Annotated in this window: 25 protein-coding genes and 1 riboswitch; of the genes, 16 read left to right on the top strand and 9 right to left on the bottom strand. The window is 47.0% G+C overall.

The genetic code is table 11. The features are described from left to right. The first annotated feature begins 94 nt into the window (after positions 1-94). Both Q4Q46_RS17930 and Q4Q46_RS17935 read left to right on the top strand, forming a co-directional pair. The gene (locus Q4Q46_RS17930) at positions 95-790 is read left to right on the top strand and encodes an MOSC domain-containing protein (RefSeq protein WP_311900631.1); all 696 of its coding nucleotides are present in this window, start codon (positions 95-97) and stop codon (positions 788-790) included. A gap of 37 nt (positions 791-827) precedes the next feature. Next, complete coding sequence (locus tag Q4Q46_RS17935; RefSeq protein WP_006079751.1) at positions 828-1,184, top strand: DUF4870 domain-containing protein; 357 nt, start codon at positions 828-830, stop codon at positions 1,182-1,184. A 75-nt stretch (positions 1,185-1,259) separates the two neighbouring features. On the opposite strand, the gene Q4Q46_RS17940 is transcribed toward Q4Q46_RS17935, so the two are convergent. Both Q4Q46_RS17940 and Q4Q46_RS17945 read right to left on the bottom strand, forming a co-directional pair. Then, entirely contained in the window at positions 1,260-3,176 is a 1,917-nt protein-coding gene (locus tag Q4Q46_RS17940) for a methyl-accepting chemotaxis protein (RefSeq protein WP_261271728.1), read from the bottom strand. Positions 3,177-3,524: 348 nt separating this feature from the next. Continuing rightward, complete coding sequence (locus Q4Q46_RS17945) at positions 3,525-5,174, bottom strand: electron transfer flavoprotein-ubiquinone oxidoreductase (RefSeq protein ID WP_311890431.1); 1,650 nt, start codon at positions 5,172-5,174, stop codon at positions 3,525-3,527. 247 nt (positions 5,175-5,421) lie between these two features. Further along, positions 5,422-5,555, top strand: a riboswitch (molybdenum cofactor riboswitch). Here Q4Q46_RS17945 and moaA point away from each other — a divergent pair. The 7 genes from moaA (at position 5,543) to Q4Q46_RS17980 (ending at position 10,586) form a co-directional block, all read left to right on the top strand. Next, positions 5,543-6,523, top strand: a complete 981-nt coding sequence (moaA, locus tag Q4Q46_RS17950; protein ID WP_037392248.1) for a GTP 3',8-cyclase MoaA — start codon at positions 5,543-5,545, stop codon at positions 6,521-6,523. (Overlaps the previous riboswitch by 13 nt.) A 96-nt stretch (positions 6,524-6,619) precedes the next feature. Further along, positions 6,620-7,096 carry a cyclic pyranopterin monophosphate synthase MoaC gene (gene moaC / locus Q4Q46_RS17955; protein WP_006079755.1) on the top strand — a complete coding sequence of 159 codons (477 nt, stop codon included), beginning with the start codon at positions 6,620-6,622 and terminating at the stop codon, positions 7,094-7,096. A gap of 116 nt (positions 7,097-7,212) precedes the next feature. Next, entirely contained in the window at positions 7,213-7,464 is a 252-nt protein-coding gene (moaD, locus tag Q4Q46_RS17960) for a molybdopterin synthase sulfur carrier subunit (RefSeq protein WP_006079756.1), read from the top strand. Between the two features lies 1 nt (position 7,465). Beyond that, a complete protein-coding gene (gene moaE, locus Q4Q46_RS17965) occupies positions 7,466-7,933 on the top strand; it encodes a molybdopterin synthase catalytic subunit MoaE (protein WP_300481696.1) in 468 nt (155 codons plus the stop codon). 79 nt (positions 7,934-8,012) lie between these two features. Continuing rightward, positions 8,013-8,813: a molybdate ABC transporter substrate-binding protein gene (gene modA / locus Q4Q46_RS17970; RefSeq protein WP_311906663.1), complete on the top strand. Its 801-nt coding sequence runs from the start codon at positions 8,013-8,015 to the stop codon at positions 8,811-8,813. An 8-nt stretch (positions 8,814-8,821) separates the two neighbouring features. Further along, positions 8,822-9,502, top strand: coding sequence for a molybdate ABC transporter permease subunit (gene modB, locus Q4Q46_RS17975; protein ID WP_300481702.1), 681 nt, complete (start codon positions 8,822-8,824; stop codon positions 9,500-9,502). Continuing rightward, entirely contained in the window at positions 9,483-10,586 is a 1,104-nt protein-coding gene (locus Q4Q46_RS17980) for an ABC transporter ATP-binding protein (protein WP_300481704.1), read from the top strand. The genes modB and Q4Q46_RS17980 overlap by 20 nt, the downstream gene beginning before the upstream one ends. A gap of 14 nt (positions 10,587-10,600) precedes the next feature. Here Q4Q46_RS17980 and Q4Q46_RS17985 read toward each other — a convergent pair whose 3' ends face one another. Continuing rightward, the gene (locus Q4Q46_RS17985) at positions 10,601-10,762 is read right to left on the bottom strand and encodes a hypothetical protein (protein WP_300481706.1); all 162 of its coding nucleotides are present in this window, start codon (positions 10,760-10,762) and stop codon (positions 10,601-10,603) included. A gap of 492 nt (positions 10,763-11,254) precedes the next feature. Between Q4Q46_RS17985 and Q4Q46_RS17990 the strand changes: the two genes are divergently transcribed. The 4 genes from Q4Q46_RS17990 to Q4Q46_RS18005 are packed head-to-tail and all read left to right on the top strand — an operon-like array spanning position 11,255 to position 14,546. Next, positions 11,255-11,776 carry a hypothetical protein gene (locus Q4Q46_RS17990; protein WP_006079762.1) on the top strand — a complete coding sequence of 174 codons (522 nt, stop codon included), beginning with the start codon at positions 11,255-11,257 and terminating at the stop codon, positions 11,774-11,776. A gap of 60 nt (positions 11,777-11,836) precedes the next feature. After that, a complete protein-coding gene (locus tag Q4Q46_RS17995; RefSeq protein WP_006079763.1) occupies positions 11,837-12,514 on the top strand; it encodes a response regulator transcription factor in 678 nt (225 codons plus the stop codon). A 49-nt stretch (positions 12,515-12,563) separates the two neighbouring features. Then, on the top strand, positions 12,564-13,820 hold the full coding sequence (locus tag Q4Q46_RS18000) for a sensor histidine kinase (protein ID WP_006079764.1): 1,257 nt from the start codon (positions 12,564-12,566) through the stop codon (positions 13,818-13,820). Between the two features lie 33 nt (positions 13,821-13,853). After that, positions 13,854-14,546, top strand: a complete 693-nt coding sequence (locus Q4Q46_RS18005; protein WP_311906664.1) for a TIGR01621 family pseudouridine synthase — start codon at positions 13,854-13,856, stop codon at positions 14,544-14,546. A 48-nt stretch (positions 14,547-14,594) separates the two neighbouring features. On the opposite strand, the gene Q4Q46_RS18010 is transcribed toward Q4Q46_RS18005, so the two are convergent. Next, a complete protein-coding gene (locus Q4Q46_RS18010) occupies positions 14,595-15,764 on the bottom strand; it encodes a GGDEF domain-containing protein (RefSeq protein WP_311906665.1) in 1,170 nt (389 codons plus the stop codon). Positions 15,765-16,027: 263 nt separating this feature from the next. On the opposite strand from Q4Q46_RS18010, the gene Q4Q46_RS18015 reads away from it, so the two are divergent. After that, entirely contained in the window at positions 16,028-16,195 is a 168-nt protein-coding gene (locus tag Q4Q46_RS18015; RefSeq protein ID WP_006079767.1) for a YqaE/Pmp3 family membrane protein, read from the top strand. A 67-nt stretch (positions 16,196-16,262) separates the two neighbouring features. On the opposite strand, the gene Q4Q46_RS18020 is transcribed toward Q4Q46_RS18015, so the two are convergent. Further along, a complete protein-coding gene (locus Q4Q46_RS18020) occupies positions 16,263-18,440 on the bottom strand; it encodes a TonB-dependent receptor (protein ID WP_311906666.1) in 2,178 nt (725 codons plus the stop codon). Positions 18,441-18,833: 393 nt separating this feature from the next. Here Q4Q46_RS18020 and Q4Q46_RS18025 point away from each other — a divergent pair, with 393 nt between their 5' ends. Then, positions 18,834-19,094 (top strand): DUF2986 domain-containing protein, encoded by a 261-nt coding sequence (locus tag Q4Q46_RS18025; RefSeq protein WP_311906667.1) that lies wholly within the window; start codon positions 18,834-18,836, stop codon positions 19,092-19,094. 133 nt (positions 19,095-19,227) lie between these two features. On the opposite strand, the gene Q4Q46_RS18030 is transcribed toward Q4Q46_RS18025, so the two are convergent. The 3 genes from Q4Q46_RS18030 to Q4Q46_RS18040 all read right to left on the bottom strand — a co-directional run bounded on the left by Q4Q46_RS18030 (position 19,228) and on the right by Q4Q46_RS18040 (position 21,801). Beyond that, the gene (locus Q4Q46_RS18030) at positions 19,228-19,740 is read right to left on the bottom strand and encodes a M23 family metallopeptidase (protein ID WP_311906668.1); all 513 of its coding nucleotides are present in this window, start codon (positions 19,738-19,740) and stop codon (positions 19,228-19,230) included. Between the two features lie 39 nt (positions 19,741-19,779). After that, entirely contained in the window at positions 19,780-20,370 is a 591-nt protein-coding gene (locus tag Q4Q46_RS18035) for a hypothetical protein (protein ID WP_311906669.1), read from the bottom strand. A gap of 345 nt (positions 20,371-20,715) precedes the next feature. Beyond that, positions 20,716-21,801, bottom strand: coding sequence for an MBL fold metallo-hydrolase (locus Q4Q46_RS18040; RefSeq protein WP_311906670.1), 1,086 nt, complete (start codon positions 21,799-21,801; stop codon positions 20,716-20,718). 167 nt (positions 21,802-21,968) lie between these two features. Between Q4Q46_RS18040 and Q4Q46_RS18045 the strand changes: the two genes are divergently transcribed. Beyond that, complete coding sequence (locus Q4Q46_RS18045) at positions 21,969-22,580, top strand: TetR/AcrR family transcriptional regulator (protein ID WP_311906671.1); 612 nt, start codon at positions 21,969-21,971, stop codon at positions 22,578-22,580. Between the two features lie 66 nt (positions 22,581-22,646). On the opposite strand, the gene Q4Q46_RS18050 is transcribed toward Q4Q46_RS18045, so the two are convergent. Continuing rightward, positions 22,647-23,990 (bottom strand): anaerobic C4-dicarboxylate transporter, encoded by a 1,344-nt coding sequence (locus tag Q4Q46_RS18050; protein WP_311906672.1) that lies wholly within the window; start codon positions 23,988-23,990, stop codon positions 22,647-22,649. Between the last annotated feature and the right edge of the window lie 47 nt (positions 23,991-24,037).

Here is a 24,037-nt window from a genome sequence, read left to right on the forward strand (position 1 = left end):
TTATGAGTTATTGAGCGAGTTGATTGTGTTACTGGCGTATCGCAGTTTACACTCTGGCGGTAATGCGAGATGGGTTATGGATTGGGAGTTGCAGATGTCAAAGTTGTTGATCAATAAGTTATCAGGATTGTACTTAGGAACCCATCTTCAAGACATGTCCGGTGTTGCTACTGGGATTGATGGCAAGCAAGCGGCTCAACAACTGCTAGTACATGTTAGCCATGTAGACGGGGACGCACAGGCCGATCCTAAACACCATGGCGGACTCGATCGCGTGTTACATCATTTTCCCCGCGAGCATTACGGCCAATATCGTCGTTGGGATTTAATCACTCAACTCGAAGATGCGCCCAGTATGGGAGAGAACATCAGTACCGTTGGGCTGAACGAAACCCAAGTTAATATTGGTGATATCTTACAAATTGGCGCCGTAACAGTGCAGATTACTCAGCCACGTTCACCTTGCTTTAAGTTGAATCTGCAATTTGGGCACAAAGAATTTGCCCTCGCCATGCAGCAGAGCCAATTATGTGGTTGGTTTTATAGAATCTTAACCCCAGGGATTATTCAGTTAAACGATAAGATTGAGTTGGTTGAGCGCCGCACGGACATCAGTGTTGCTGAGGCCATGTCACTCTATTTCTCGCCAACGTTTAATGCCAGTGCCTATGATCGTTTAGCTTCCTGCGAGGGATTAGCGCTGAGTTGGGTTAATAGCCTACAACGCCGTTTAGCATTACAGACAGTAGAAGATTGGCAAATGCGTTTATATGGGCCGAGCGGTAAATAAGTATTTATATTCATAATGATAAAACAGGGATGACCTTATGATTGAACCCGTTACAAAAAGTGATAAAGATTTTGGCTTACTGGTATACGCCTCAAGCTTTGTTGGATACCTAGTGCCGCTGGGCTCGATTCTTGGTCCTTTGATTATCTGGCTAATGAAGCGTGAAGAGTCCGCATTTGTCGATCAATGTGGCCGCAGTTGTTTGAACTTTAAATTGAGCCTGCTGATTTATGTAATCATCAGCGGCGTACTCGCTTTGGTCGGGATAGGTTTTATCTTTTTAGCCATACTCGGCATATTCGATTTGGTGTGCACTGTGCTGGCGATTATTAAGGCCAGTGAGGGTAAGGTATATAAATATCCATTAACGATTAAATTTATTGCTATGGATTAATCGCCTCTTTGAATTAAAGAAAAACGCCTTAGATGTTTCCATCTAAGGCGTTTTTTATGGTGTAAGTTTAAGGTTTTACACCTTAAACTTGGCCACTAAGGTATCTAAGCGGTGTGACAGTTGATTCAAGGCTAAACTCGCCTGTGCTGCCGCTTGTGCAGTATTGGCTGTACGCTGAGTAATATCATTGATTTCTGTGACGTTACGGTTGATGTCTTCCACTACAGTGGATTGTTCTTCCGTTGCCGCAGCAACTTGGATGTTCATGTCGCTGATAAGACCAATGCGATCGCTAATACCAATCAACGATTTGCTGGCTTCATCGACGGCCACAACACCCTCGTGGGAGCGGGTACGACTCTGGGCCATCGCATTAACCGCGCGGCTGGCTTCCGATTGCAACTTGTCGATCATGCCTTGCACTTCATTGGTCGATGCTGCGGTGCGTGATGCTAAGTTACGTACTTCATCGGCGACGACAGCAAAACCGCGTCCAGCTTCACCGGCACGTGCCGCTTCAATTGCCGCGTTGAGGGCTAACAAGTTTGTCTGTTCAGAGATAGCGCGGATCACATCTAAAATCCCACCAATGGATTTAGTGTGAGTCGCGAGGGACTCAATCACTTCACCTACTTGGCCAACGTCCTTCGACAATTGGTTAATGGTATCGCGGGCACGGGTTACCACAACTTGGCCGCTGCTGGCTTCAGTATCAGCATCTCTTGCAGCAACCGCAGCTTGGGCGGCATTACTGGCAATTTCGTTAACCGTCGCGCCCATTTCATTAATGGCTGTTACCACCATCATAGTGCGATCTTTCTGCTCGTGGCTGTCTTCTAAGGTTTGCTGTGCCTGATTCGACACATCCTTAGCGGAGAAACCGAGCTGTTCGCTGGTTTGCGCCACTTCGATGACCGAATCTTGGATCTTGCTGATAAAGCTGTTAAATCCTTTAGCGAGCTGCGCAATTTCATCTTCACCATTGACGGGTAAGCGTTGGCGTAAGTCACCTTCACCTTCGCCTATGTCGCGGAACATAGCGGCAACTTGGGCTATGGGGCGGCTCACAGAGCCCGCAACAGCGATAGCGAGGACGATAAAGCCCGCAGCAATAATCAGCGTCCAGATTAAGATCTGATAAGCGGCTTCGGTTAATAGCGCAAACACTTCGGCTTCTGGCACTTGTGCCACTAAATACCAATCCATAGATGCGATATAGCTACTGGCAACCAGCATGTTTTCGCCATTGATCTTGGTTTCGATAAGATTGAAATCGCCACGGTTGAGTAAGGCGCTTGAGTTTGCATCTTGATATAAGTTACCTAAGTTGCTCTTACCAATTTGACCCGTATCTGGGTGGAGTTTCACTTCACCTTTAGCATCAACTAAGTAAACAAATCCCGTTTCCTCAATCTTAAACGAGCTTAGTAAGCGCACCATATCATCGAGTGATTTAGCGAGCCCAACTAAGCCACGACCATTGGGTTGTTGGTAGTTGATGAAGAGTTTGACTTCGCCGTTGGCCTCAGTGAATACGTTCAACATACGTTCTTGGCCACTGTCGCGGTAACCAAAAAACCAGCCATCCTGCGCGGGGGTGAGCACGCGCAAAAATCCATCCTGAGTGTAATAGGCGGCAGTTTGTCTGTCGGCGTAGGAGGCTTGCGCTAGCTTATATTGACGCGTGATGTCTTTCAGTTGAGCAACCACTTGGGTTTCTTGGGCCTGCGGTCTGCCATCTTCGAGCCATTGCAGTAACATGCGGCTGCTGGCCAATTGCTCTGCAGCATTCATTAAAGTGGAGATGTCGAGATCGATCTTATTGCGGATCTGCATCATCAAACTCGGCAGTTCCGAACCTAACATCCGTTGTTGTACGACATTTTTAGCGCTACGTTGGCTTAATACGCCGACGAGTATGGTCGACAGCAGTACTGCAAATGTCACTGTTAGCAGAATTTTCTGCTTAATGGTGAGGTTATTAAATATCATAAATATCAATATGCCTGTGTTGGACTGTTTTGCGTTATCGGTCAACGCACTCTTGTACGGTAAAAGATTATCGGACAGGAATGTGAAAAATTAACCTTAGTCTAGGCCGAATGCCGAATAAAACAGCGTATAAAAAACTTATTTGGCTTAACCCGTTGGTCTTGCAGTAGATCTAATTATGTAGAGTATAGATGGAAATGAGATGGTGATTGAAAACGAACTCTTTTTTGTGTGGCAATTGTGGCTAATGTCGTAGCTAAGGGCAAGCAAAAAAAGTGAACTATTCGTGTAAAAGATGAAAAAAAGGCGCTCTATTGAGCGCCGTTATTAACATTTGTTGGCAACTAATTACATGTTGGGATAGTTAGGACCACCACCGCCTTCCGGCGTAACCCAAGTGATGTTTTGGCTAGGATCTTTAATATCGCAGGTTTTGCAGTGAATGCAGTTTTGCGCATTGATTACAAATTTAGGCTGACCCGCCTCTTCGACAATTTCATACACACCAGCTGGACAGTAACGTTGTGCTGGCTCATTAAACTGAGTCAGGTTGATGCCCAGTGGAATGCTGCTGTCTTTAAGACGTAAATGGCAAGGCTGGTCTTCTTCATGATAAGTGCTCGACAGATACACTGAGGACAGTTTATCGAAGCTAAGCTTGCCATCGGGTTTTGGGTAATCAATCTTGCTGTAAGCGCTCACTGAGGCCATTTGTGCATAGTCTGGGTGTTCATCACGTAGCGTGATCGGGAACTTTCCACCAAACCAGTTTTGATCTATGTAATTGAATGCGCCGCCTAAATAGGTGCCAAATTTATGCATCGCTGGGCCAAAGTTGCGCGATTTATACAGCTCCTCATGTAGCCAGCTTTCTTCGATATGAGTCTGGTAACAGTCGAGATCTTTACCGCCTTCAACACCCGCCATCATGGCTTTGCCTAAGGTTTCTGCCGCAACGATACCGCTCTTCATCGCAGTGTGAGTGCCTTTGATTTTCGCGAAATTCAAAGTCCCAGCGTTACAGCCGATGATCAGGCCGCCGGGGAAGCTCATTTTAGGAAGCGAGTTCAAGCCGCCTTTAGTGATAGCACGGGCGCCGTAACTGAGACGTTCGCCGCCGGTTAAATACTTTGCAATCACAGGATGGGTTTTATAGCGCTGGAATTCGTCAAATGGGCTCAGATGCGGATTTTTGTAGTTCAAATCGATAATGAGACCGACCGCAATCTGGTTGTCTTCCATGTGATACAGAAAGCCGCCACCCGATGCGCCCTCGGTTAGTGGCCAGCCACCGGTGTGCACCACTTTGCCTTGCTCGTGTTGCTCAGCGGGGACTTTCCAAATTTCTTTGAAGCCTAAGCCGTAATGCTGGGGTGTTTTACCATTATCTAAATGGTATTTTTCGATCAGTTGCTTGCCTAAGTGGCCGCGGCAACCCTCTGAGAAAACAGTATATTTAGCGTGTAGTTCCATGCCGGGCATAAAGCTGTCTTTAGGCTCACCATCGGCGCCCACCCCCATATCGCCAATCAAAATACCTTTAACGCTGTTATCGACGTTAAATAGCAATTCACTGGCGGCAAAGCCGGGGAATATTTCGACACCGAGTTCTTCGGCGCGATTAGCAAGCCAGCGGGATAGATTACCGACACTGATAATAAAATTGCCGTCGTTGTGCATGGTTTTTGGCACAAAGGCATTAGGCATCACTCGGCCGTCGGTGGCGGAGCTGAGTAGGTAGATTTCGTCGTGGGTGACAGCGGTTTTCACTGGGGCGTTTTTCTCACGCCAGTCGCTGAATAGCTCGTCCAGCACTTTTGGCTCGAACACTGCGCCTGACAGAATATGCGCGCCCACTTCTGAGCCTTTTTCGACCACACAGACGGTAATTTCTTTACCTGAATCCTGTGATATTTGCATTAATCGACACGCGGTGGCCAAGCCTGCTGGACCTGCGCCGACGATAACAACATCGAATTCCATTGATTCGCGTTCCATCAGTTCACCTCTTCCTTCACGTTTCCCCGATTTTTATCGAGTGTTGTAGTTTGTAAACGGGCGTTTTATTGCTTGTACCACCTTACCTGAAAATAAGATAAGGTCACAGTGGATTAAGCGGCTGTTTAGTCTAATTCAGTACAAATCTTTAGGTGAGGACTGTCACAGATTATTCACGCTAGCGTGATCTAGGTTAATAAATACCTGTTTAGGGGTATAGCTAGTGAGTACTTTCGGCCTATAATCACCGGTGACGGTTCTCCGAGCTTGCCTACCTAAGTCGAAAGATATGGAGGTGTAGCCGTGGTAATAATGCCACCGGGGTGGGATAAGAAATGCTCTCACCTCCCACACTTGGAAAGGTGATCATGTCTCAATTACAAGACAGCTTTGGTCGAAAATTTCACTATTTGCGGATGTCAGTCACTGACGTTTGTAACTTCAAATGCAGTTATTGCCTCCCCGACGGTTATCATCCTGACGGCAAGCCAAAATTTTTATCTCTCAATGAGATAGAAAACTTAGTCTCTGCATTTAGCCAGGTCGGCACCCAAAAAATCCGCATTACAGGCGGTGAACCCACCCTGCGTAAAGACTTTACCGACATCATCCGTGTCGTAGCCGATAACCCGCGCATTCACACCATAGCGACAACCACTAATGGCTATAGACTCGAAAAGCATGCCAAAGAATGGTTCGATGCGGGCTTGCGCCGTATCAATGTGTCTGTGGATAGTTTAGATCCCAAAATGTTTTACCAAATCACTGGCGAGAATAAATTCGACGAAGTGATGCGGGGGATCGATGCTGCCTTGTCGGCGGGTTTTGAGCGCGTAAAAATCAATGCTGTCCTGCTTAAAGGCCTAAACGATAAAGATTTACCGCGCTTTTTGCATTGGATTAAAAACACGCCAATTGATTTACGTTTCATCGAGTTGATGGAAACGGGTTTAGGCCGTGAGTATTTTGAAGCACATCATTTAGCGGGCGCTGACATCAAAGCGCAGTTACTGGCGGATGGTTGGCAATTAGATACGCCGAGCGCCGATGATGGTCCAGCGCAAAACTTTAGCCGCAGTGATTATCAAGGTCGTATTGGTTTGATCATGCCCTATGCGACTAACTTCTGTGCCAGCTGTAATCGCTTGCGCGTATCGGCGAAGGGCAAGTTGCACTTATGCCTCTTCACCGAATCCGGTGTCGATTTGCGTGATCTGCTGCAGCATTCCAGCCAACAAGCGGAATTAATTGAGCGTTTGCACGGTCAATTAGCCCAGAAGAAAGCCACCCATTACTTGCATCAAGGCATTACCGGTGTCACTCAGCATCTCGCCTCTATTGGTGGCTAGCCCGTATTTAGGTTCTTCGTCAGCGCCGATTTAGCGCGAGTATAAGCCCAATTTCCCTTGCACTTTGTTTTGTCCTCAAACGAAAGGATCGCTCCAATGAGCAATGTATTTACCCATATTAATGCCGATGGCAACGCCCATATGGTCGATGTCACCGAAAAAGCCGTTACCGAGCGCGAAGCCCGTGCCGAAGCGTTTATCGAGATGGCGAGCACGACACTCGAGATGATCATGAGCGGCAGCCACCATAAGGGTGATGTGTTTGCCACTGCACGTATTGCGGGTATTCAAGCAGCGAAAAAAACCTCAGATCTTATCCCGTTATGTCATCCACTAATGCTGACTAAAGTTGAAGTCGATTTAGAGGCGCAGCCTGAACATAACCGCGTGCGTATCACCAGTCTGTGTAAATTATCCGGCAAAACAGGTGTAGAGATGGAAGCCTTAACTGCGGCCTCAGTGGCGGCATTAACTATCTACGATATGTGCAAAGCCGTGCAAAAAGATATGGTGATCTCCCAAGTCCGTTTGCTAGAAAAGCGCGGCGGCAAGTCGGGACATTTTAAGGTTTAGCCTGACAGAATAGGCTTTAGCCACTCGGCAGATTACCAAGTGAGCGAAGCTGTCCAAGCTTAAGTCTGACGCGCTATTAGTGAGTCAGTTAAGCGGATCAAAAACGAGAGAAGATTATGATTAACGTGTTGTTTTTTGCTCAAGTTCGAGAATTGTTGGGCACAGCTAAATTAAGCCTAGAGGCGAGCGAGCAGACACAAACCGCCGAAGCATTACGGGCAACGCTGGCGGCCACCGACGACAAATGGGCCAAAGTATTAACCTCTGACAAATTGCTGGTGGCGGTAAATCAGACCATTAGCCAATGGGATACACCTGTAAACGATGGTGATGAAGTCGCCTTTTTCCCACCGGTTACAGGAGGTTAATATGCGCTTATTACCCGCAGTTAGAGTGCAAGAGGTCGATTTTAGTGTTTCTGACGAATATCGCCAGCTAGCTCAAGATGATAGCGATGGTGCCGTAGTCACTTTTGTCGGCAAAGTGCGTGATTTTAACGATGGTGCCGCGGTGGCAGACTTAACCTTAGAGCACTATCCGGGTATGACCGAAGCCGTGTTAGAACAAATCGTTGCCGAGGCGCGTAGCCGCTGGCCGCTCAATAAAGTGACGGTTATTCACCGTGTCGGTACTATGGCTCTGGGTGAGCAGATTGTGTTTATCGGCGTAACCAGCGCCCATCGCAAGGCCGCTTTTGCTGCTTGTGAATTCTTAATCGACTTTTTAAAAACCAAAGCGCCATTCTGGAAATTAGAAGCGGGCGAGCAAGGTAAAAGTTGGGTTGAAGCGAAAGATGCCGATGAACAAGCGGCTAAGCTATGGCAACACAAAGACTAGTCGCGTGGCAGAGATACTCGTAGTCGCAACGCAGCTTGCCAGTTTAAGACCCGCGCGAATATTGCACTAAGGTGACCCAATGCAGAGTTTGACCCGTTTCTTTCATCTTCTTGGTTTTGCATTGCTTTTTTGTTTGGCGGTCGTGCCATCGACCTGTCGTGCAGCGGATACCACGCCGATTCCTGCCATCGCCGCGGCGGCTAATATCAAGTTTGCCTTAGATGGCATTGTTAAAAATTTCACCGCAGAAACTGGTCTCAAAGTACGGGTTTCCTATGGTTCATCGGGGAATTTTGTCGCGCAAATTCAACATGGTGCGCCGTTTGAAATGCTGCTGAGCGCCGATGAGCGTTATATTACCGAGCTGAACAAAGTCGGTTTTACCCAAGGTGAGGGTGTGCAGTATGCCGTTGGCCGTTTAGCCTTAGTCGTCCCTAAAAATTCACCGCTCGCACTAGATATCGAACTCAATGGCCTAAAAGCATTACTGGCTGCGGGCCAATTAGAACGTTTTGCGATTGCCAATCCTGACCATGCGCCCTACGGCGAACGTGCCCGTGAGTTATTGAAAGAACTCGGTTTATGGGATGAGCTACAAACTAAGCTGATTTTAGGTGAAAACGCCTCCCAAGCGGCACAGTTTGCGATCAGCGGCTCGACTCAAGGCGGGATTATTCCTTTATCACTGGCAATTGCGCCGCAGTTTCAAGCCCTAGGTCATTATTTAGCTCTGCCCTCAGATCTCCACGGTCCGCTGAATCAACGTATGGCGTTAATGCCTAAGGCGAGTCCAACCGCAGAGCGTTTCTACCAATATTTACAGTCAGATGCTGCCCGTGCCGTATTTACTCAATACGGTTTTGGTTTGCCAGTAAATTAAGGATTTCAATGGATTGGCAGGCGCTTTGGTTATCGGTCAAACTCAGTAGCATTACAGTCTTGGTGCTTATCCCCCTTGCAATACTCGCGGGGAGAGCTTTGGCATACCGCCAATTTGTTGGTAAATCTTGGGTCGAGGCATTGATTATGGTGCCCTTAGTGTTACCACCGACTGTGATTGGTTATTACTTGCTGGTGGGGCTGGGTAGTCAGAGTTGGCTCGGGCAATGGATAGAACAACTGACGGGCCAGCAACTGGTGTTTCATTTTTCAGGTCTGGTTATCGCTTCTGTGTTAGTGAATATTCCCTTTGCGGTGCAGCCTATCCAGCGGGCCTTTGAAGCTATACCGAATGATGTCCGCGACGCCGCGGCGTGTTGCGGCATGAGTCGACTTAAAATTCTGCTTAAGATTGAATTACCTATGGTGTGGCCGGGTGTGCTAACCGCGCTGGTGTTGTGTTTCTCCCATGTGCTCGGCGAGTTTGGTGTCGTGCTGATGATGGGCGGCAATATCGCTGGTGAGACTAAAACAATTTCGATTTCTATCTACGATAGCGTGCAAGCCTTTGATTTTAATGCCGCTGGCACTATGTCATTAGTCTTATTGCTGTTTGCCGTGACTGCGTTAGCACTCACCACCAGTTTATCACGGCGTTTAGGAGGTCAGCGTGGCGCAAATCATCGCTGATCTGCAGTGTCAGATCCAAAACCACAAACACATTAAACTCAATGCTGATTTTCGCTGCAAGGCGGGTGAAGTGCTTGCTGTGGTAGGGCCGTCTGGCGGTGGCAAAACGACTTTGCTACGGATGATCGCAGGGTTAAATCACCCCGATGCGGGCCAAATTTATTTTGGCGATCAGCCTTGGTTTGATGATAAAGCGCGCATCGGCTTAAGCCCGCAGCAACGCCATATCGGTTATATGCCGCAGCATTTTGGCTTATTTCCGAATCTCACCGCCCTAGAGAATGTAGTCGCAGGGCTTGATCATATTCCCAAGGCGGAGCGGATAGCGCGTGCAAAAGATTGGTTAGAAAGGGTTAATCTACAAGGTCTACCCGATAGATTACCAGCGCATTTATCTGGCGGCCAGCGTCAGCGGGTCGCACTCGCCCGAGCACTTGCCCGTGAACCTTCAGTGTTATTACTCGATGAGCCTTTCTCGGCAGTTGATCGGGAAACTCGCGAGCGTTTATATCTCGAACTGGCGCGCCTCAAAGAGCAGTTACTCTGCCCAGTGATCATGGTTACCCATGACTTAAATGAAGCCTTGTTGCTGGCTGATTCGATGATTTTGATCAGCCAAGGTAAGATGTTACAGCAGGGTGCACCTTTCGAAGTGTTGTCGCGGCCACGCAATGAAGCGGTAGCGCGGCAGATGGGGCTAAGGAATATTTTCGACGGTGAAGTGGTATTTCAAGACAGCACTAAGAACATTACTTGGCTTAAGTTTGGTGAACAGTTAATTGCCTGTGACTATGGCAAAGATCGCCCTGTGGGAAGTCGAGTTCGTTGGGTTATCCCCAACCAAGGCATTCGGTTTAATTCGATTTCCAAAGGGCGTTTATGCCGCAGTTTTAATAAGTTAGATGTCACGATCGACGCCATGCTGGTGATGGGTGAGTCGGTTCGCCTTATCTGCTATGTCACGGGGACTCAGTTACAACTTAACACCGAAGTCTCGCTGCATTTTGCCCAAAAGCTTGCACTCACTAAAGGAATGCAAACCACAGTGGCACTCAAATCCGAGCAAATTCATATTTTGGAATAATGTGATATCGCACTCTAATGACGTTTTTTACCCAGTAATCCAATCCAAAATGTTCCTTCCAACAGCATGCCTAAGATGATAAATGCAGCGGCGCTTGTGGCGCTGCCGTAGGCATAGGCGCCTAATGCAGCAACGAGTAACAAGCTTAAACTTATCCATCGTATGACTGGTTTCATATTCGCTCCGATTAAAAAATGCCATTACTTGACGCTTGGTTATCAGACTGACTTTAGTTGAGTGCAGCCTAGTTGCCAATCGTACTTTTTAATGACCCAGATAGACTAAAATACCCGCTAAAATTCAATCAGCTTGATTTTAAATGGCTAAATTATGGTTTTTCACTGGAAATGTCATACTTCAAAATCCCCAGATGATCAAAGCTTAATCTTGTTTCCATCGGTGTTTCAGCTGGTATTAGGTAGACTTAACAGATTAGCCACAAGATGATTGAGTGTTTGGCTTAAAAGCTAATAACTTAGGTGATGTTCAAAGGTTTTTTTGATCCATTTATGACCCAACCTGAGTGAAGGCTTATGTAAGGTGATGCTGTATCCAGTGGTAGATTATGGGGGACTAGCTTGGAATCGCGCCCAGGGACAATTGGTCCCATCGACTTCTAACTGATTGTCTCATAAGATACAAACTTAGCTGATTTATATGGAGGAGCCATGAGACTATGGTTGCTAGGATTCATGTTGGTATCTGGCGTCGCAACTGCGGCTCAGAGCATGTATTCGATGTTTGCGGGTGGAGACTATGTACCGCCGCTGAGCGTTATGCAGCAGATCGAAAAAGGGTTCTCCGGCGTGATTGCCGAATTTAATATGGAAGAGCAAGAGGGTGAATTAGTCTACCAATTTGAGTTGATTAATCCCTTGGCCAATTCTATAACGCGGTTTGAATATCGTGCCCGCGATGGTAAGTTGCTGAAACAAAAGGCGAGTAAAGTAAGCGCGGATGATCTCGGTGAGGTTGAGGCGACACGTTTGATCGCGGCAAAAGATCAAACATTTTCAGGCTTAATCGCTAAGGCCACTAAAGATCACAAAGCCTTCTTAACCGAGGCAAAGTTAGATCACGACTTAGGTATCAGTTATTTAGAGCTTAAGCTGCTGGACGATACGGGTAAGTTTAAATTGGCTTTTGATGTCGAAAATTTACGCCCGTTACCTTTACTCAAGTGGGATTGAAACATCTAAGTCAATCGAGTGCTCAAACGAGTATTTAGGATTGAGGAGCGCAACATACAGATGAAAATACTTTTAGTTGAAGATGATGCGACGACGATTGATTACATCGTCAAAGGATTTCTTGAGCAGGGCCACAATATCGAAACGGCGAGCGATGGCCACCAAGGTTTGTCACTCGCCACGAGTAGTCAGTACGATCTCGTGATCCTCGACCGCATGTTACCCCAGCTCGATGGCTTAAAATTATTGGCCGCCTTAAGGGCAACGGGCAATCAAACCCCAGTGCTGATTTTATCTGCCTTAGCGCACGTTGATGAGCGAGTGAAAGGCTTGCGCGCGGGCGGCGACGACTATATGACTAAGCCGTTTGCCTTCTCTGAGTTATTAGTACGCGCCGAAAAACTCATGCACCGTGGCCAATCTGTGCCAGTCACCACAGATCTTGTTGTCGGTGGCTTGAAGATGGAATTACTGACCCGTAATGTGACCTTAGACGGGCAAGAGTTGATGCTGCAGCCAAAAGAGTTCCAGTTACTTAAGTATCTAATGGAACATGCGAATCAAGTGATTAGCCGCACCTTGTTGTTCGAAGCTGTGTGGGATTATCATTTCGACCCACGCACGAACGTTATCGATGTGCATATCGCAAAATTACGCCGTAAGTTTGAAGAGTTAGGCCATGGCGAGCTTATTGAAACCGTGAGGGGAGCGGGTTATCGCTTACGACAAAGGCATTAAGCCTTACCAAAGCAGCGCCTGGCGCATCACAATCGTCTTTTCGACCTTAGTGACGGTGATCATTGGGGCGCTGCTATTTGCCCTCTATCGACAGTTGATCATCGAGCAACAGTATCAAGTGACTCAATATTTAGAGTCAGAGACCCAGCGTTATCAGCAACTTGCCCTAACAGTTGACCGCCGTAGTTTTGCCGCTCAAATCCGCGCCGCCGATCCACAAACCGCCCTGATTGCTTGGCGTAATAGCTACGATATGGTCGGTGCCTTGAGCTTTATGCCCGAAGGCATGCCCATGCTGCCGCAAACGCGGGATTTCCCCATCTTAACCGGTGGCCCAGATAAGCTGCATATTCTTACCGGTGGTCTGGTGATGACACGCTACGGCCCAGTGTTGATTGCGACCCGTACCGATAACTTAGCGACGTTAATCGATAAGTTTATCAGCGCTGCGGCGACTGCCGTGATGCTTACGATAGTGTTGACCTTAGCGCTCGGCTATCTGTTTTCTAAGGCGATTTTACGTCGATTAGTGCAATACAACCGCTTGAGTGAACAGATTGAACGCGGCCACTATGACACCCGCTTGCCCTTGAGTTGGCGTCAGGATGAGTTTGATATGTTGGCGCTGCAGTTTAATAATGTGCTGGATATCCTCGAAAATAATCTGATGGCAGTGCGCGGCGCGACCGATAATATCGCCCATGATTTACGTACTCCACTGTCACATATCCGCATTGGTCTCGAAGAGCTGGCGAGTAAACCCAGCGATGAGATTAGCGAGGGTTGCGCGATTTTGACCGAGGAGCTCGACCATTGTTTAGCGACATTTGATGCCATGTTGTCACTCACGCGTATCGAAGAAGGTCAGCAGACGCTCGATTTACAGGAGTTAAGCCTAGCGCAACTGTGTACCGATTTGTTGGACATGGCCGATGCCGTGGCAGAATCCAATGAGCAAACCTTGAGTTTGTCGCTGTTGGCTGACCATAAGGTATTTGGTGATAAATACTTATTATTCCAAGCTTTATATAATCTCGTCGATAACGCGATGAAGTATTCTGGCCAAGGTGCGCGGATTGAAATTATCCAATCAGGCCCTCAAATTCAGATCCGCGATAATGGCCCCGGTATTCCCGACGACAGTAAAGAAAGAGTGTTCGAACGCTTAGTGCGCCTCGACCCTAGTCGGCATTTACAGGGTACAGGTTTAGGATTATCTATGGTCAAAGCGATTCTCTCACGGCACAATGCCAAAATTAATCTCACGGATAATCATCCCGGCTTAGTGGTCACTATTAAGTTTTAAGTCGATGATCCGCATTACAGCGTCGAGAACTCCATGTATCGAATCATAGCCGATGAGGCTGACTTCCTTGTTATCTCCAAATCAGCCAAAGTGCATTTCCACAGTCAGGACGGAACAGCGGGCGTGGTGGCGCAGGCTGAGCAAGATTTAGGGATTAAGCTTTTTGCCGTGCATAGATTAGACACACCCACGTCCGGTCTGTTGATTCTGGCCAAGAGCGCCGTCGCCGCTAAGCAATTTACTGAGCTATTTACCGCCCATAAAGTGCAGAAATATTATCTCGCCCTCGCTAAAGGCAAGCCGAAGAAGAAGCAAGGCTGGGTGATTGGTGACATGGCAAAGTCGCGGCGTAGCATGTTTAAACTGCTGCGCACTAAAGAGAATCCAGCGATTACGCAGTTTTTTTCATTAAGTGTCAGCGAGGGATTACGTTTATATTTACTGAAACCCCATTCGGGTAAAACCCATCAATTAAGAGTCGCCTTAGCAAGCTTAGGTGTGCCGATTTTAGGCGATGATTTATACGGTGGCATGGCGGCGGATCGTTGTTATCTGCATGCCTACTGTCTGCATTTTCGCTATGGCGATGAAGCGACTGGCTGGCGTGATTACGCGTATAGGGATGTGCCGACTCAAGGTGAACATTTTGCCGCTGAAGGTGTGATTGAGGCGCTGGTTGAATGGCGTGAACCCGACACTTTGGCTTGGCCGGCGAAAGGGGATTAATACTAGTCGCGTTATTTTTGCGTAAGGCTAGCAAGATTTTGCGAAAGCCTAGCAAGCTTGGCAAATACGGTCTCGGCCTTCGGATTTGGCGCGGTACATGGCTTGGTCCGCTTGAATGAGTAGCTTGTCGGGCTGGCATCCTTGATAGATAGTGGCGTAACCTAAACTGGCATGGATTTTTATCGTAACACCTTGCCAGATAAATGAATTGTCCTTAAGTACTTGATGCAATTTCTCGGCGACGGCTCTGGCTGCGGGGGCATCGGTCGCGGGTAAAATCACCAGAAACTCTTCTCCACCGTGACGACATAATGCGTCATTTTCTCGCAATACCGATCCAAACAGTCTCGCCGCCGTCAATAGGGCGAGATCGCCCGCATCGTGACTATATTGATCGTTAATCTCTTTAAAATGGTCAAGATCCAATAAAATCATACTGTAAGGCACATTATCCTTTAGCCAGCGTTGATGGATATTGTTGAGAAACTTATGCATAGCCCGCCGATTCCACAGGCCTGTGAGTTGATCCCGCTCCGCTAACATACGGATTTTGCTGACGAGTCGCGTCATGGCATTTCCTATCATCACGATATTGATTAATAGGGTTAGAAATACATAAAACCACAGTACAGGTATCGCTTCTTGGGTGTGCATGGCGATAAATATCGGGCTTTCTTCGGGGGACAACAGGGCGATAAAGATACGAATGATAAAAATACCGACCATGGCGACTAAAGGCATAACCATAGCGATGGCGACTCGATTACCTGTATCGCGTTTGATGGCCTGATAGTTATCCCGCGTCAGCATGGTAAAAATCAGTGCGGCGCAGGCGGAGAAAGCAACGGCTAAGGTGCGTTCGGAGCTGAAGTTGGGGGGAACTGAGAGCATCACACCGGCTGTGATTGCTAAGAGAATAAGGTCAGATTTAACGCTGGTACTCAGTCTGAAGAGTGCCTTAGTGCCCCAGCGTAATAGGATGAATCCAAACAAAATCGCCATATCGGAGCAGAACCAAAAAAGGTAACTAGAGGCTTCGGAGCGTTGGCTGTTGAGTATGATACCAAGGAGGACGAACAAGTTCGCCAGAGAAAAACGCATACTGGCTTGAGTCGCAATCGCTAAAGGTTTGGCAATGAGTCCCCATGCCACGGCTGCGGTGCTGGCCAGTAGGCAAATAAATTTGATGAGTAATAGGGCTTGGGGATCAAATATCATTCTTTTAGTTCATATTTTTCTTTAACTATAGATGCTTTTAGGCATTTTCGGTTGAAGTTTATAGGATATCTTAACCTGTATTTAACGGCATGAGGCGGGCTACATCTTCCTTTGAATTTATAGCGATATTAAGTGCTTTGGTTTAGAGAATCACTTGGAGTATTTATCATTCTGTAAGCTAAAAAGTTTGCAAATTCTGAGTCTTCCTGCGAAGTTAGACCTTGTTGATTTGCCTACCATCTCCGTTTTAAGGATGCCCTGTTATGGATACAAATAAATTACTCTTAGTCATTATTGCGATTCTATTGCCTCCTGTTGCTGTATTTTTGAAGGCAGGAGCGGGTAAAGATCTGTTGATAAACATAGTCTTGTGTTTACTGTTCTGGTTCCCCGGTTTATTACATGCACTCTGGGTCGTGACCAAGGCATAATTGGCTTTCTTCACAATAAAAAAGCGCAATGTAATTGCGCTTTTTTATGTTTCAAATGGGCTTTCACTTAGAAAGGCAAGGTGTAGCCTATTGTCGCAGTACGTCCCATGCCTTTGAAATAACGATCATTTGTACCCATGGTTTGTGAGTAATAATTGAAATAATCCTTATTAAACAGGTTTTGCAGACCTAAGCTCAGGGTGCCAGTGTAAAGCGGCATAGAGAAGGAAGCATCGACTGTGGTATAGCCATCAAATTCTGCATACTTGTTACCCACCGCATTTTTAAAGTCGCGGTCCATGTAGTAATTGGCTTGAACACGAGTCGACATGTCATTATCGAAGTTATGGGTCCAGAACAGGTTGATACGGTTGGGTGAAATATTTGCACCATCGAGATCGGTATCGACTTGGTTATCACCATTTGAATCGTATTCGCCCTGCTGGAAGGCGATATTCATGCCGAGATCATCATTGCTGGTGAGGTAGGCGGTGACATTGGCTTCGATCCCATCGATCACACTTTTTTCCCGCTTCACGTCGTAGAAACCATCACTATTTAAGGCTAAACGTGAACCAAAATCAGTGGCCGAACGATAGTAAGCTAGCTTGGCGCTTAAGTATTTACCTTGGTAATCGGCGCCGACTTCGACGTTATCTGTGACGATCGGCGTGAGTGCCAATGAGTCATCTATGCTGGGATTGTCGCCGGGGAAGCTTTTACCATCACGCAGAATTCGGCCGATATCCGGCATGCCAAAACCTTGGTTATAGCTGGTATAAACGCGAATGTCTGGGGTGATTTTGTAGGAGATACCGACGTTGAATAAGGTTTCATCGAAGGTGGCTGAGCCACCTGCAATTTGCTTATTACCCGCACCCCATAGGGTTTTGTAGTCGTCGACACTTAACTCGGCATGTTCGTAACGAACACCGGTCGATAAGGTTAGATTTTCAATTAGATCATAATCTAACTGTAAGTATGGCGCGACGTTGTCATAGGTGCTTTCAGGCACCCATGAGAAGCCCGTTGTCACTAAATCTTGCTCTGTGGTATCGCGGAAAAGGTCCACACCGTAGGCGGCATCAATGCCTGAGCCGGCAATATCCTTAGCAATCAATGAGCTTTTTAAACCCCATTTAACTGAAGAATTACGGGATTGCTCGTAGTACAAGCTTTCGCCTTTACTGCCGACACCGCACTGGATCACTTGGTCGCTACCTTCGAAGGAGGGGTCGTAGAAACTGTCGAAACAACCGCCACCATAAACCGCTTTAAAATCTTGATTAAAGAGTTGCAGGCTAAGTTGTTGGCCGCCAATATTGGCATGGGTATACGTTAAACTAGTCGTGGTCACTTGATTGTTGGCCGCTTCCCATGGCTGAGTTTCCTTAACTGCGCCCGTGGGCACGCCATTAGGCTTATCACCAGCGACAGGCATCCAATCGCCATTGTTGTCTGCATTGTAATGGTTAACCATTAATTCAAGGCGAGACTCATCGAAGTTATGGCCAAGCTTGATGAAGAAGTCTTTGCTTTGACTGTCCATCGACTCGCCTTGAGTCGTGTCTACGCCCACAACGTCGTGGTTGGCATCGTAGTACACACCATTATTGCGATAGCTAACCGAGCCTATCATATCGATAAATTCAGACTCGCCAGAAAACGCATAGCTGGCACCAAAGCTTAAGCCGTTGGATTTCATCGAATCAGGAACTGTCACATCGAAACTTGCAACCTGTTCGCTGTCGCCCGTCGGTTTTTTAGTTATGTAATTGATGATGCCGCCTTGGGCACCAAGACCGTGCATTGCATTGGCACCGTGAATGATTTCGATACGCTCAATCATGGCTGGATCTATGGTTTGACCCGAGCGACCCCCACTGCGAAGTGGGTTTGATTGCGGTACGCCGTCGATCATGATCAGCGGCGGACGACCACGCAGGGTTTCGCCTGTGTTACTCATCTTCTGGCGGCTTGGCGAAAAGCTTGGGGCCAAGTTACCGATAATGGTCGATAAATCTTTAGTGGTGCGGAACTGTTCTTCTAACTGGGCGCGGTCGATGATAGTGACGGTGTTGGGGATTGAGCTGGGGGATTTATCCATCCGACTCGCGGTGACTGTAATTTTTTCTATGTCTTTATTTTTGTTGTTTGAACTGCTGTCGGGGGCATCTTGGGCCGCTGCGGATTGGCTTAGCGCTGCAAATACGGCTAAAGCAACAAACGAGGTTTTGAATGTCATATAACTTCCTGCTAAGGGCGAATGAGTTTGCTACACCGGCTCCTTTGGCATAAGTCCATATTCCATTAAACGGCATTACAAATGATAACGATTTTTATTCTGTCGCGATTTTAGGGGAGGAATAACGGCTTGTCTAGTCGTGTCATACAGGAAATTGCACGATTTGGCGGCAGTATTGATAAATTGCGACACAGCACTCGGTATAGAGATTTAACCCCAAGGGTTACCTAGTGCGAGTTCATGTTGTTAAGGCAGTGCCTTATTTAGCGTTTAGCATGGCTTTCGCGATCTGATGGTTTGATCGCAGGCTTGATGACTTGGCTTGATAGCTTGGGGATTACTAACTGAGCTAGCATTAGTCGCGGGTTGGACGGTCTGACTTAGTGTTTTCGATTGTCTGGCGTGCAGGTGGAAGGCTATAATCGCGCCCCTTTATTCCGTATCTGCATTGGTGCTTTGATGAACCGCAAAAAGAAGATAAACCAAACCTTGAAGAGTAAGGCGAAAAAGGCCAATGCCAAACTGCAATCGAGCAATAAACCTAAATACATTGCGAAGGCGAATAGGGAAGCATTAGCTGCAGAGGCCGATACCGAGTCGCATGCTGCGGCAGTTAATTCTGTGACTCTTGATAGCGAGTCTGCAGAATCATGAGTCTCCGTTCATTTCTTCGTATAATGTGACGGCCATGCTGGCATTCAGTGAGCTTGCCTACATGGCGAGTTGCTGAACCCTAATTTGTAGTTGATATTGTCGCGAAGCCGCTATGTTACTCATCACCTAAGTCTTAGTGTGTTTCTAAGTAGCTGATGGGGTTTTGATAAAAGGCCTTTTTATATCCTTGGGTTGAAGTATCCATCAGCCAAGGTTTAGGCAATAAGCTCACAATGGAATAATGCAAATGTGGCGGTTTACCTTGAGCGTTACCCGTATCGCCGACAGTGCCCAGCGTTTCACCTTGGTAGGCAATTAATCCCGTGGCTGATTCAATTTGTGCTAAATGGGCAAAATAATGAATTTGCCATTTAGGACCTAGACCAACGACCACATTACCTCCTTTAAAGAAGTCGCCTCGATAGAAGATCAGCATCGGTGTTGGCGCAATCACGGCGGTGTTTTTGGCGGCGAAAATATCTATCCCCTTATGTACGCCCGACGGACCCCAAGGTTCATACCAAAAGGTTTGGCTGTTCCAATCTTTACTGCTGGCGCCTTTTACCGGGATCACAGGTGACTCAGGGATCAAGTAACCGCCAAGTAGTAGTAACGCCAGTGCTAATCCAACAGATGTTAACTTCATTTTTTATCCTGCATTAAGCCTTAGTGCTTCTTTCAAACCTTAATGGAAATCACTGAATTGCTGCCAATTTACTGGGTACTGTAAACGCTCAGCTGTTGAGAGTGATAACCAATAGGGTTGCCAAAAATAGTTGCACCAAAAATCGATATTACCTTGAAGACTGCCAAGGGAATCGGGATCGACATCGGGAAAGCTTTCCCAAGGGTGAGGTAAAGTCGATTTGAACGCAATCAGTTGTTCTAATAGTGCTTTGTCGTTGGTGACCAAGCTGACGCAGATCCCCGCAAAATCGGCATATTGATTAAGCTGCAAGCTGGTTGTTTGGCTCCTATGGATTATCAGGCCATTAAAGTTGGCGGCATGTTCGGGCAATATCCCAAAACCTGCATTGCCGATTAACGTATCTAAGGTTTGCTTGCCTTCAAAGGTCAGTAAGCAGTGAACTTGATAGGCGTAGATATCAGTCTGCACAATTGATGTCACTAGCGGATAGGCTTGGTTTGTCGGCAAGTCGATGTCTGGCATTTGCGCGGGATGAAAAATGGCGGTTAAGTTAGCCTGTTGCTCTAGTGGGCTGTTGCCATAAAAAGTGCGATGAAGTTGTTTCTTAAGCCAAGTGAGCACCGACATGAGCGCGACCTTTAGGGAAATGTTAAGTGATCATGGTGTATCCAAAGATTAAAATCACCAGTCTTGTTCCTGTGCCCGCTATTTTAATATGGTCAGTTAGAAGCATTAATACCATTAATTCAGTTGGGTATAAAAAATGACAAGGCAAGCGATCTTATGCCCAAAATCAAGCAGGCGTCTAGAATTTAGTGTTTGCAGGAGGAGGCTTAATACTGAAGTTGTAAGCTTTTGAGCGCCGACGAGTGAGACTCTGTTGAATGGTAATCCGCAGTGGCTCTCCTGTGTTGGAGAGCCAATGATTTAACGTTTTTTAGTGTATTAATAAAGCTCAGATAAGAGTTCTGACTAGAGCTTATCTGAACTCATGCGCGCCGGAATGATTTCAAACTCGGTTCTGTCTTTGGGTAAATAGGCTTTCCACCAAGCGTGATTCAAAGCTGGGCTATGGGCTAATTCACTCAGGTTGATCCCTTGACCAAATTCCGGCGTAAGCAGCGGCACGTCATAGGCCTTGGCGGCTACGGCTATGCGTTCCAATGGCTCGTACCAACTATGTAGCGCGAGATCGAAGCTGCTGTTATGTATCGGAATTAAGTGTCGTCCCCGCAGATCTAAATGCGCCCGCAGTGATTGCTCTGGCTGCATGTGGATATCTGCCCACATCTCATCGTAGGCACCTGTTTCGATTAAGGTTAAATCGAAAGGCCCAAGTCTGTCGCCAATCGTTTTGAAGCCGCTGAAGTAACCAGAATCACCGCTGAAAAACAGTTTGAGCTCAGGGGACTGAATAACCCAAGATGCCCACAGGGTTTGGTTTTTGTCCGAGATACCACGGCCTGAAAAGTGCTGTGCTGGCGTCGCAGTAAAACTCAGACCCGCATGTTGGGTTGCTTGCCACCAATCGAGCGCGACTATCTTGCTGGCAGGCACGCCCCACGCGAGCAAATGTTTATCTACGCCCAGTGGCACGATAAACTTTTGCGTGCGCTCGGCGAGGGCTAAAATGCTGTGTTTATCTAAATGATCATAATGATCGTGGGACAAAATAATTCCTGCAAGCGTTGGAATATTATCGAGTTCGATTGGTAACTCGTGGAATCGTTTTGGCCCAAACATTTGGCTTGGCGAGGCGCGTTTCGAAAAAACAGGATCGGTTAACCAATATTGACCGTTGAGTTGCAACAGCACTGTAGAATGACTGATTTTATACAGCATAGGTGTTGCATCCGCAGTGGGGTTTAGCTGCATTTTTTGGATTGGCAGTGCTTGGTTTGGACTCTTATCAGGAATGCTTTCGGTCATGTAACGCCATAGAATAGAAAGTAAATTACCTTCACCACTGTGGGTATTGGGAGCTTCATTGCTGAATGTGTCACCCTTAACATGGGCCGAAGTCTTAGTATTTGCGTCAGTTTCTGTTTGAGTGGCCATGATAAAGCTCCAGAGTCGTAGTAAGGTCAAGACAATCTTCAATCGCATTTATAATTGCATGTACAATATTAAAAAGTAAACTACACAGTGTAGTTTATATGTGGCGGTGTAAAAGTAAACTGGATAGTGTAAAATGTCGACAAATGATTTTTATGGCGTAGGAAAACATGGCAGACAACCCCATTAAATTGACAAACTCTCAGCAGAAACGTGTGGCGATTCTGCGTGCCTCGCGGGAAGAGTTTATGGTTAATGGTTTTGTGGGGGCCAGTATGGACAGGATCGCCCAGCGGGCTAATGTCTCTAAACGTACTGTGTATAACCATTTTCCGAGCAAGGAAGTGCTGTTTGATACCACAACCACAGAGTTGTGGGCGCGGACGAAAGAGGCGGCGACCTTAGTTTACAATCCTGCGCAGAGTCTTGAAGATCAGTTGCAGCAAATTGCGCATCGATGCTGGGCTTTGTATCAGCAGCCTGAGTTTCTCGATGTGGCGCGGGTGGTGATGGCAGAGTTTATTCGCTCGCCTATCCAAGCGACTGAAGCGATGGAGAAGCTTGCGAAGCAAGAAGGTGGACTCGAAGCTTGGCTTGCGGGAGCGGTAGAACACAAGGCGCTGAATATCGATGATATTGCAATGGCATCGACTCAGTTTTGGGGTATGTTTAAGGCGTTTGCATTCTGGCCTAAGCTGTTCCATATGAAAAATAATGATGATAATCAGCAAGCGATTATCGACGCCAATATCAAGATGTTTTTGACCATGTATCGGGCTTAAACCTAGCGTTTAATCCATTCAAAACAAAGGCCGCATCAGCGGCCTTTGTTATTTGTGAAATACAGCCTAGAGCAAGGCTGTCGCCAGCAGATAACCGACGATCGATGCGGTACCTACACCGATAAAGCCTGGAATAATAAAGCTGTGGTTAATAATGAACTTACCTATTTTAGTTGTGCCTGAACGGTCAAAGCCGATACAGGCCAGATCGCTTGGATAAGTAGGGAGCACAAAATAACCGTAGCTTGCAGGAAGGAAAGCAATCAAGAGTTTTGGATCGACCCCTAAGGCGAGGCCCATAGGCGCAATGGCAGTCAGCGCCGCCGCTTGGCTATTAACAAGCTTAGAGATAAGAAACAGCACTAAGGCATAGGTCCAAGGCTGGCTTTGCACCACGTGGGAGAGGTTTTCCTTAAGCACATCCATATGGCTGATAAAGTACGTATCGCTCATCCAAGCTACGCCAAATACGGAGAAAATCGCCACCATGCCGGCTTTAAAAACTGGACCATTAGCAATCTCAGTCGGTTTGACTTTGCAGGTTATCAGAATAAAAGCCCCCGCAATTAACATCATCATCTGGATGACTAAGTTCATCGATAATAAGGTTGTTTTCCCTTTAACTTCAAATGCAGGGCGCAGTTCACTAAAAGAACCTAGTAGCACCACAGCAGCAATAGCCGCAAAGAAAATCCCCGTTGCCCAGTAAGCTTCCTTAGGAAAACGTTGATTAAGCAGGGTTTCGCTCTTGTCATAGATAAAGGCTTTTTGCACAGGATCTTGAATTCGTTCTTGAAATTCTTCGTCTTTATCTAAATCTTTACCGCGACGTAGACTCCAAAGCGCTGCAGCCATGACACCGCATAGCGATGCCGGTACTGATACCATTAAAATCTCGAGCAGATTATAGGCACGGCTCACACCTTGTTGCGATGCGAGAATCGACACCATAGATACCACCGCTACCGACACAGGCGAAGCACAAATTGCCATTTGTGAGGCGACGGATGCCACCGCCATTGGGCGTTCTGGGCGAATATTTTTCTTCAACGCGATATCGGAAATAATCGGGAACATAGTGTAAACCACATGGCCTGTACCGCACAAAAAGGTGAGTGTCCAAGTGGTTAGCGGCGCTAGAATGGTGATGTATTGTGGATGGCGGCGCAGTAGGCGCTCGGCAAACTGCATCATCACATCTAATCCGCCCGCGGTTTGCAATACGGCCGCACAGCCGATCACCGCAAGAATCGTTAGCATAACTTGTACTGGCGGTTGTCCCGGCGCTAAACCGAAGACAAATATCAGTAAAAATAATCCAATACCACTTATCAGTCCGAGTCCCATACCACCGTAGCGGGTACCCAGCAGCAAGCAGCCGAGTACGACAATAAATTCCATTAAAATCATTTTGATTTACCCCTGCGGAACCTGCCGCGCTATTTGTATTAGGACTA

The organism is Shewanella vaxholmensis (assembly GCF_031932135.1).
GTDB lineage: Bacteria > Pseudomonadota > Gammaproteobacteria > Enterobacterales > Shewanellaceae > Shewanella > Shewanella hafniensis.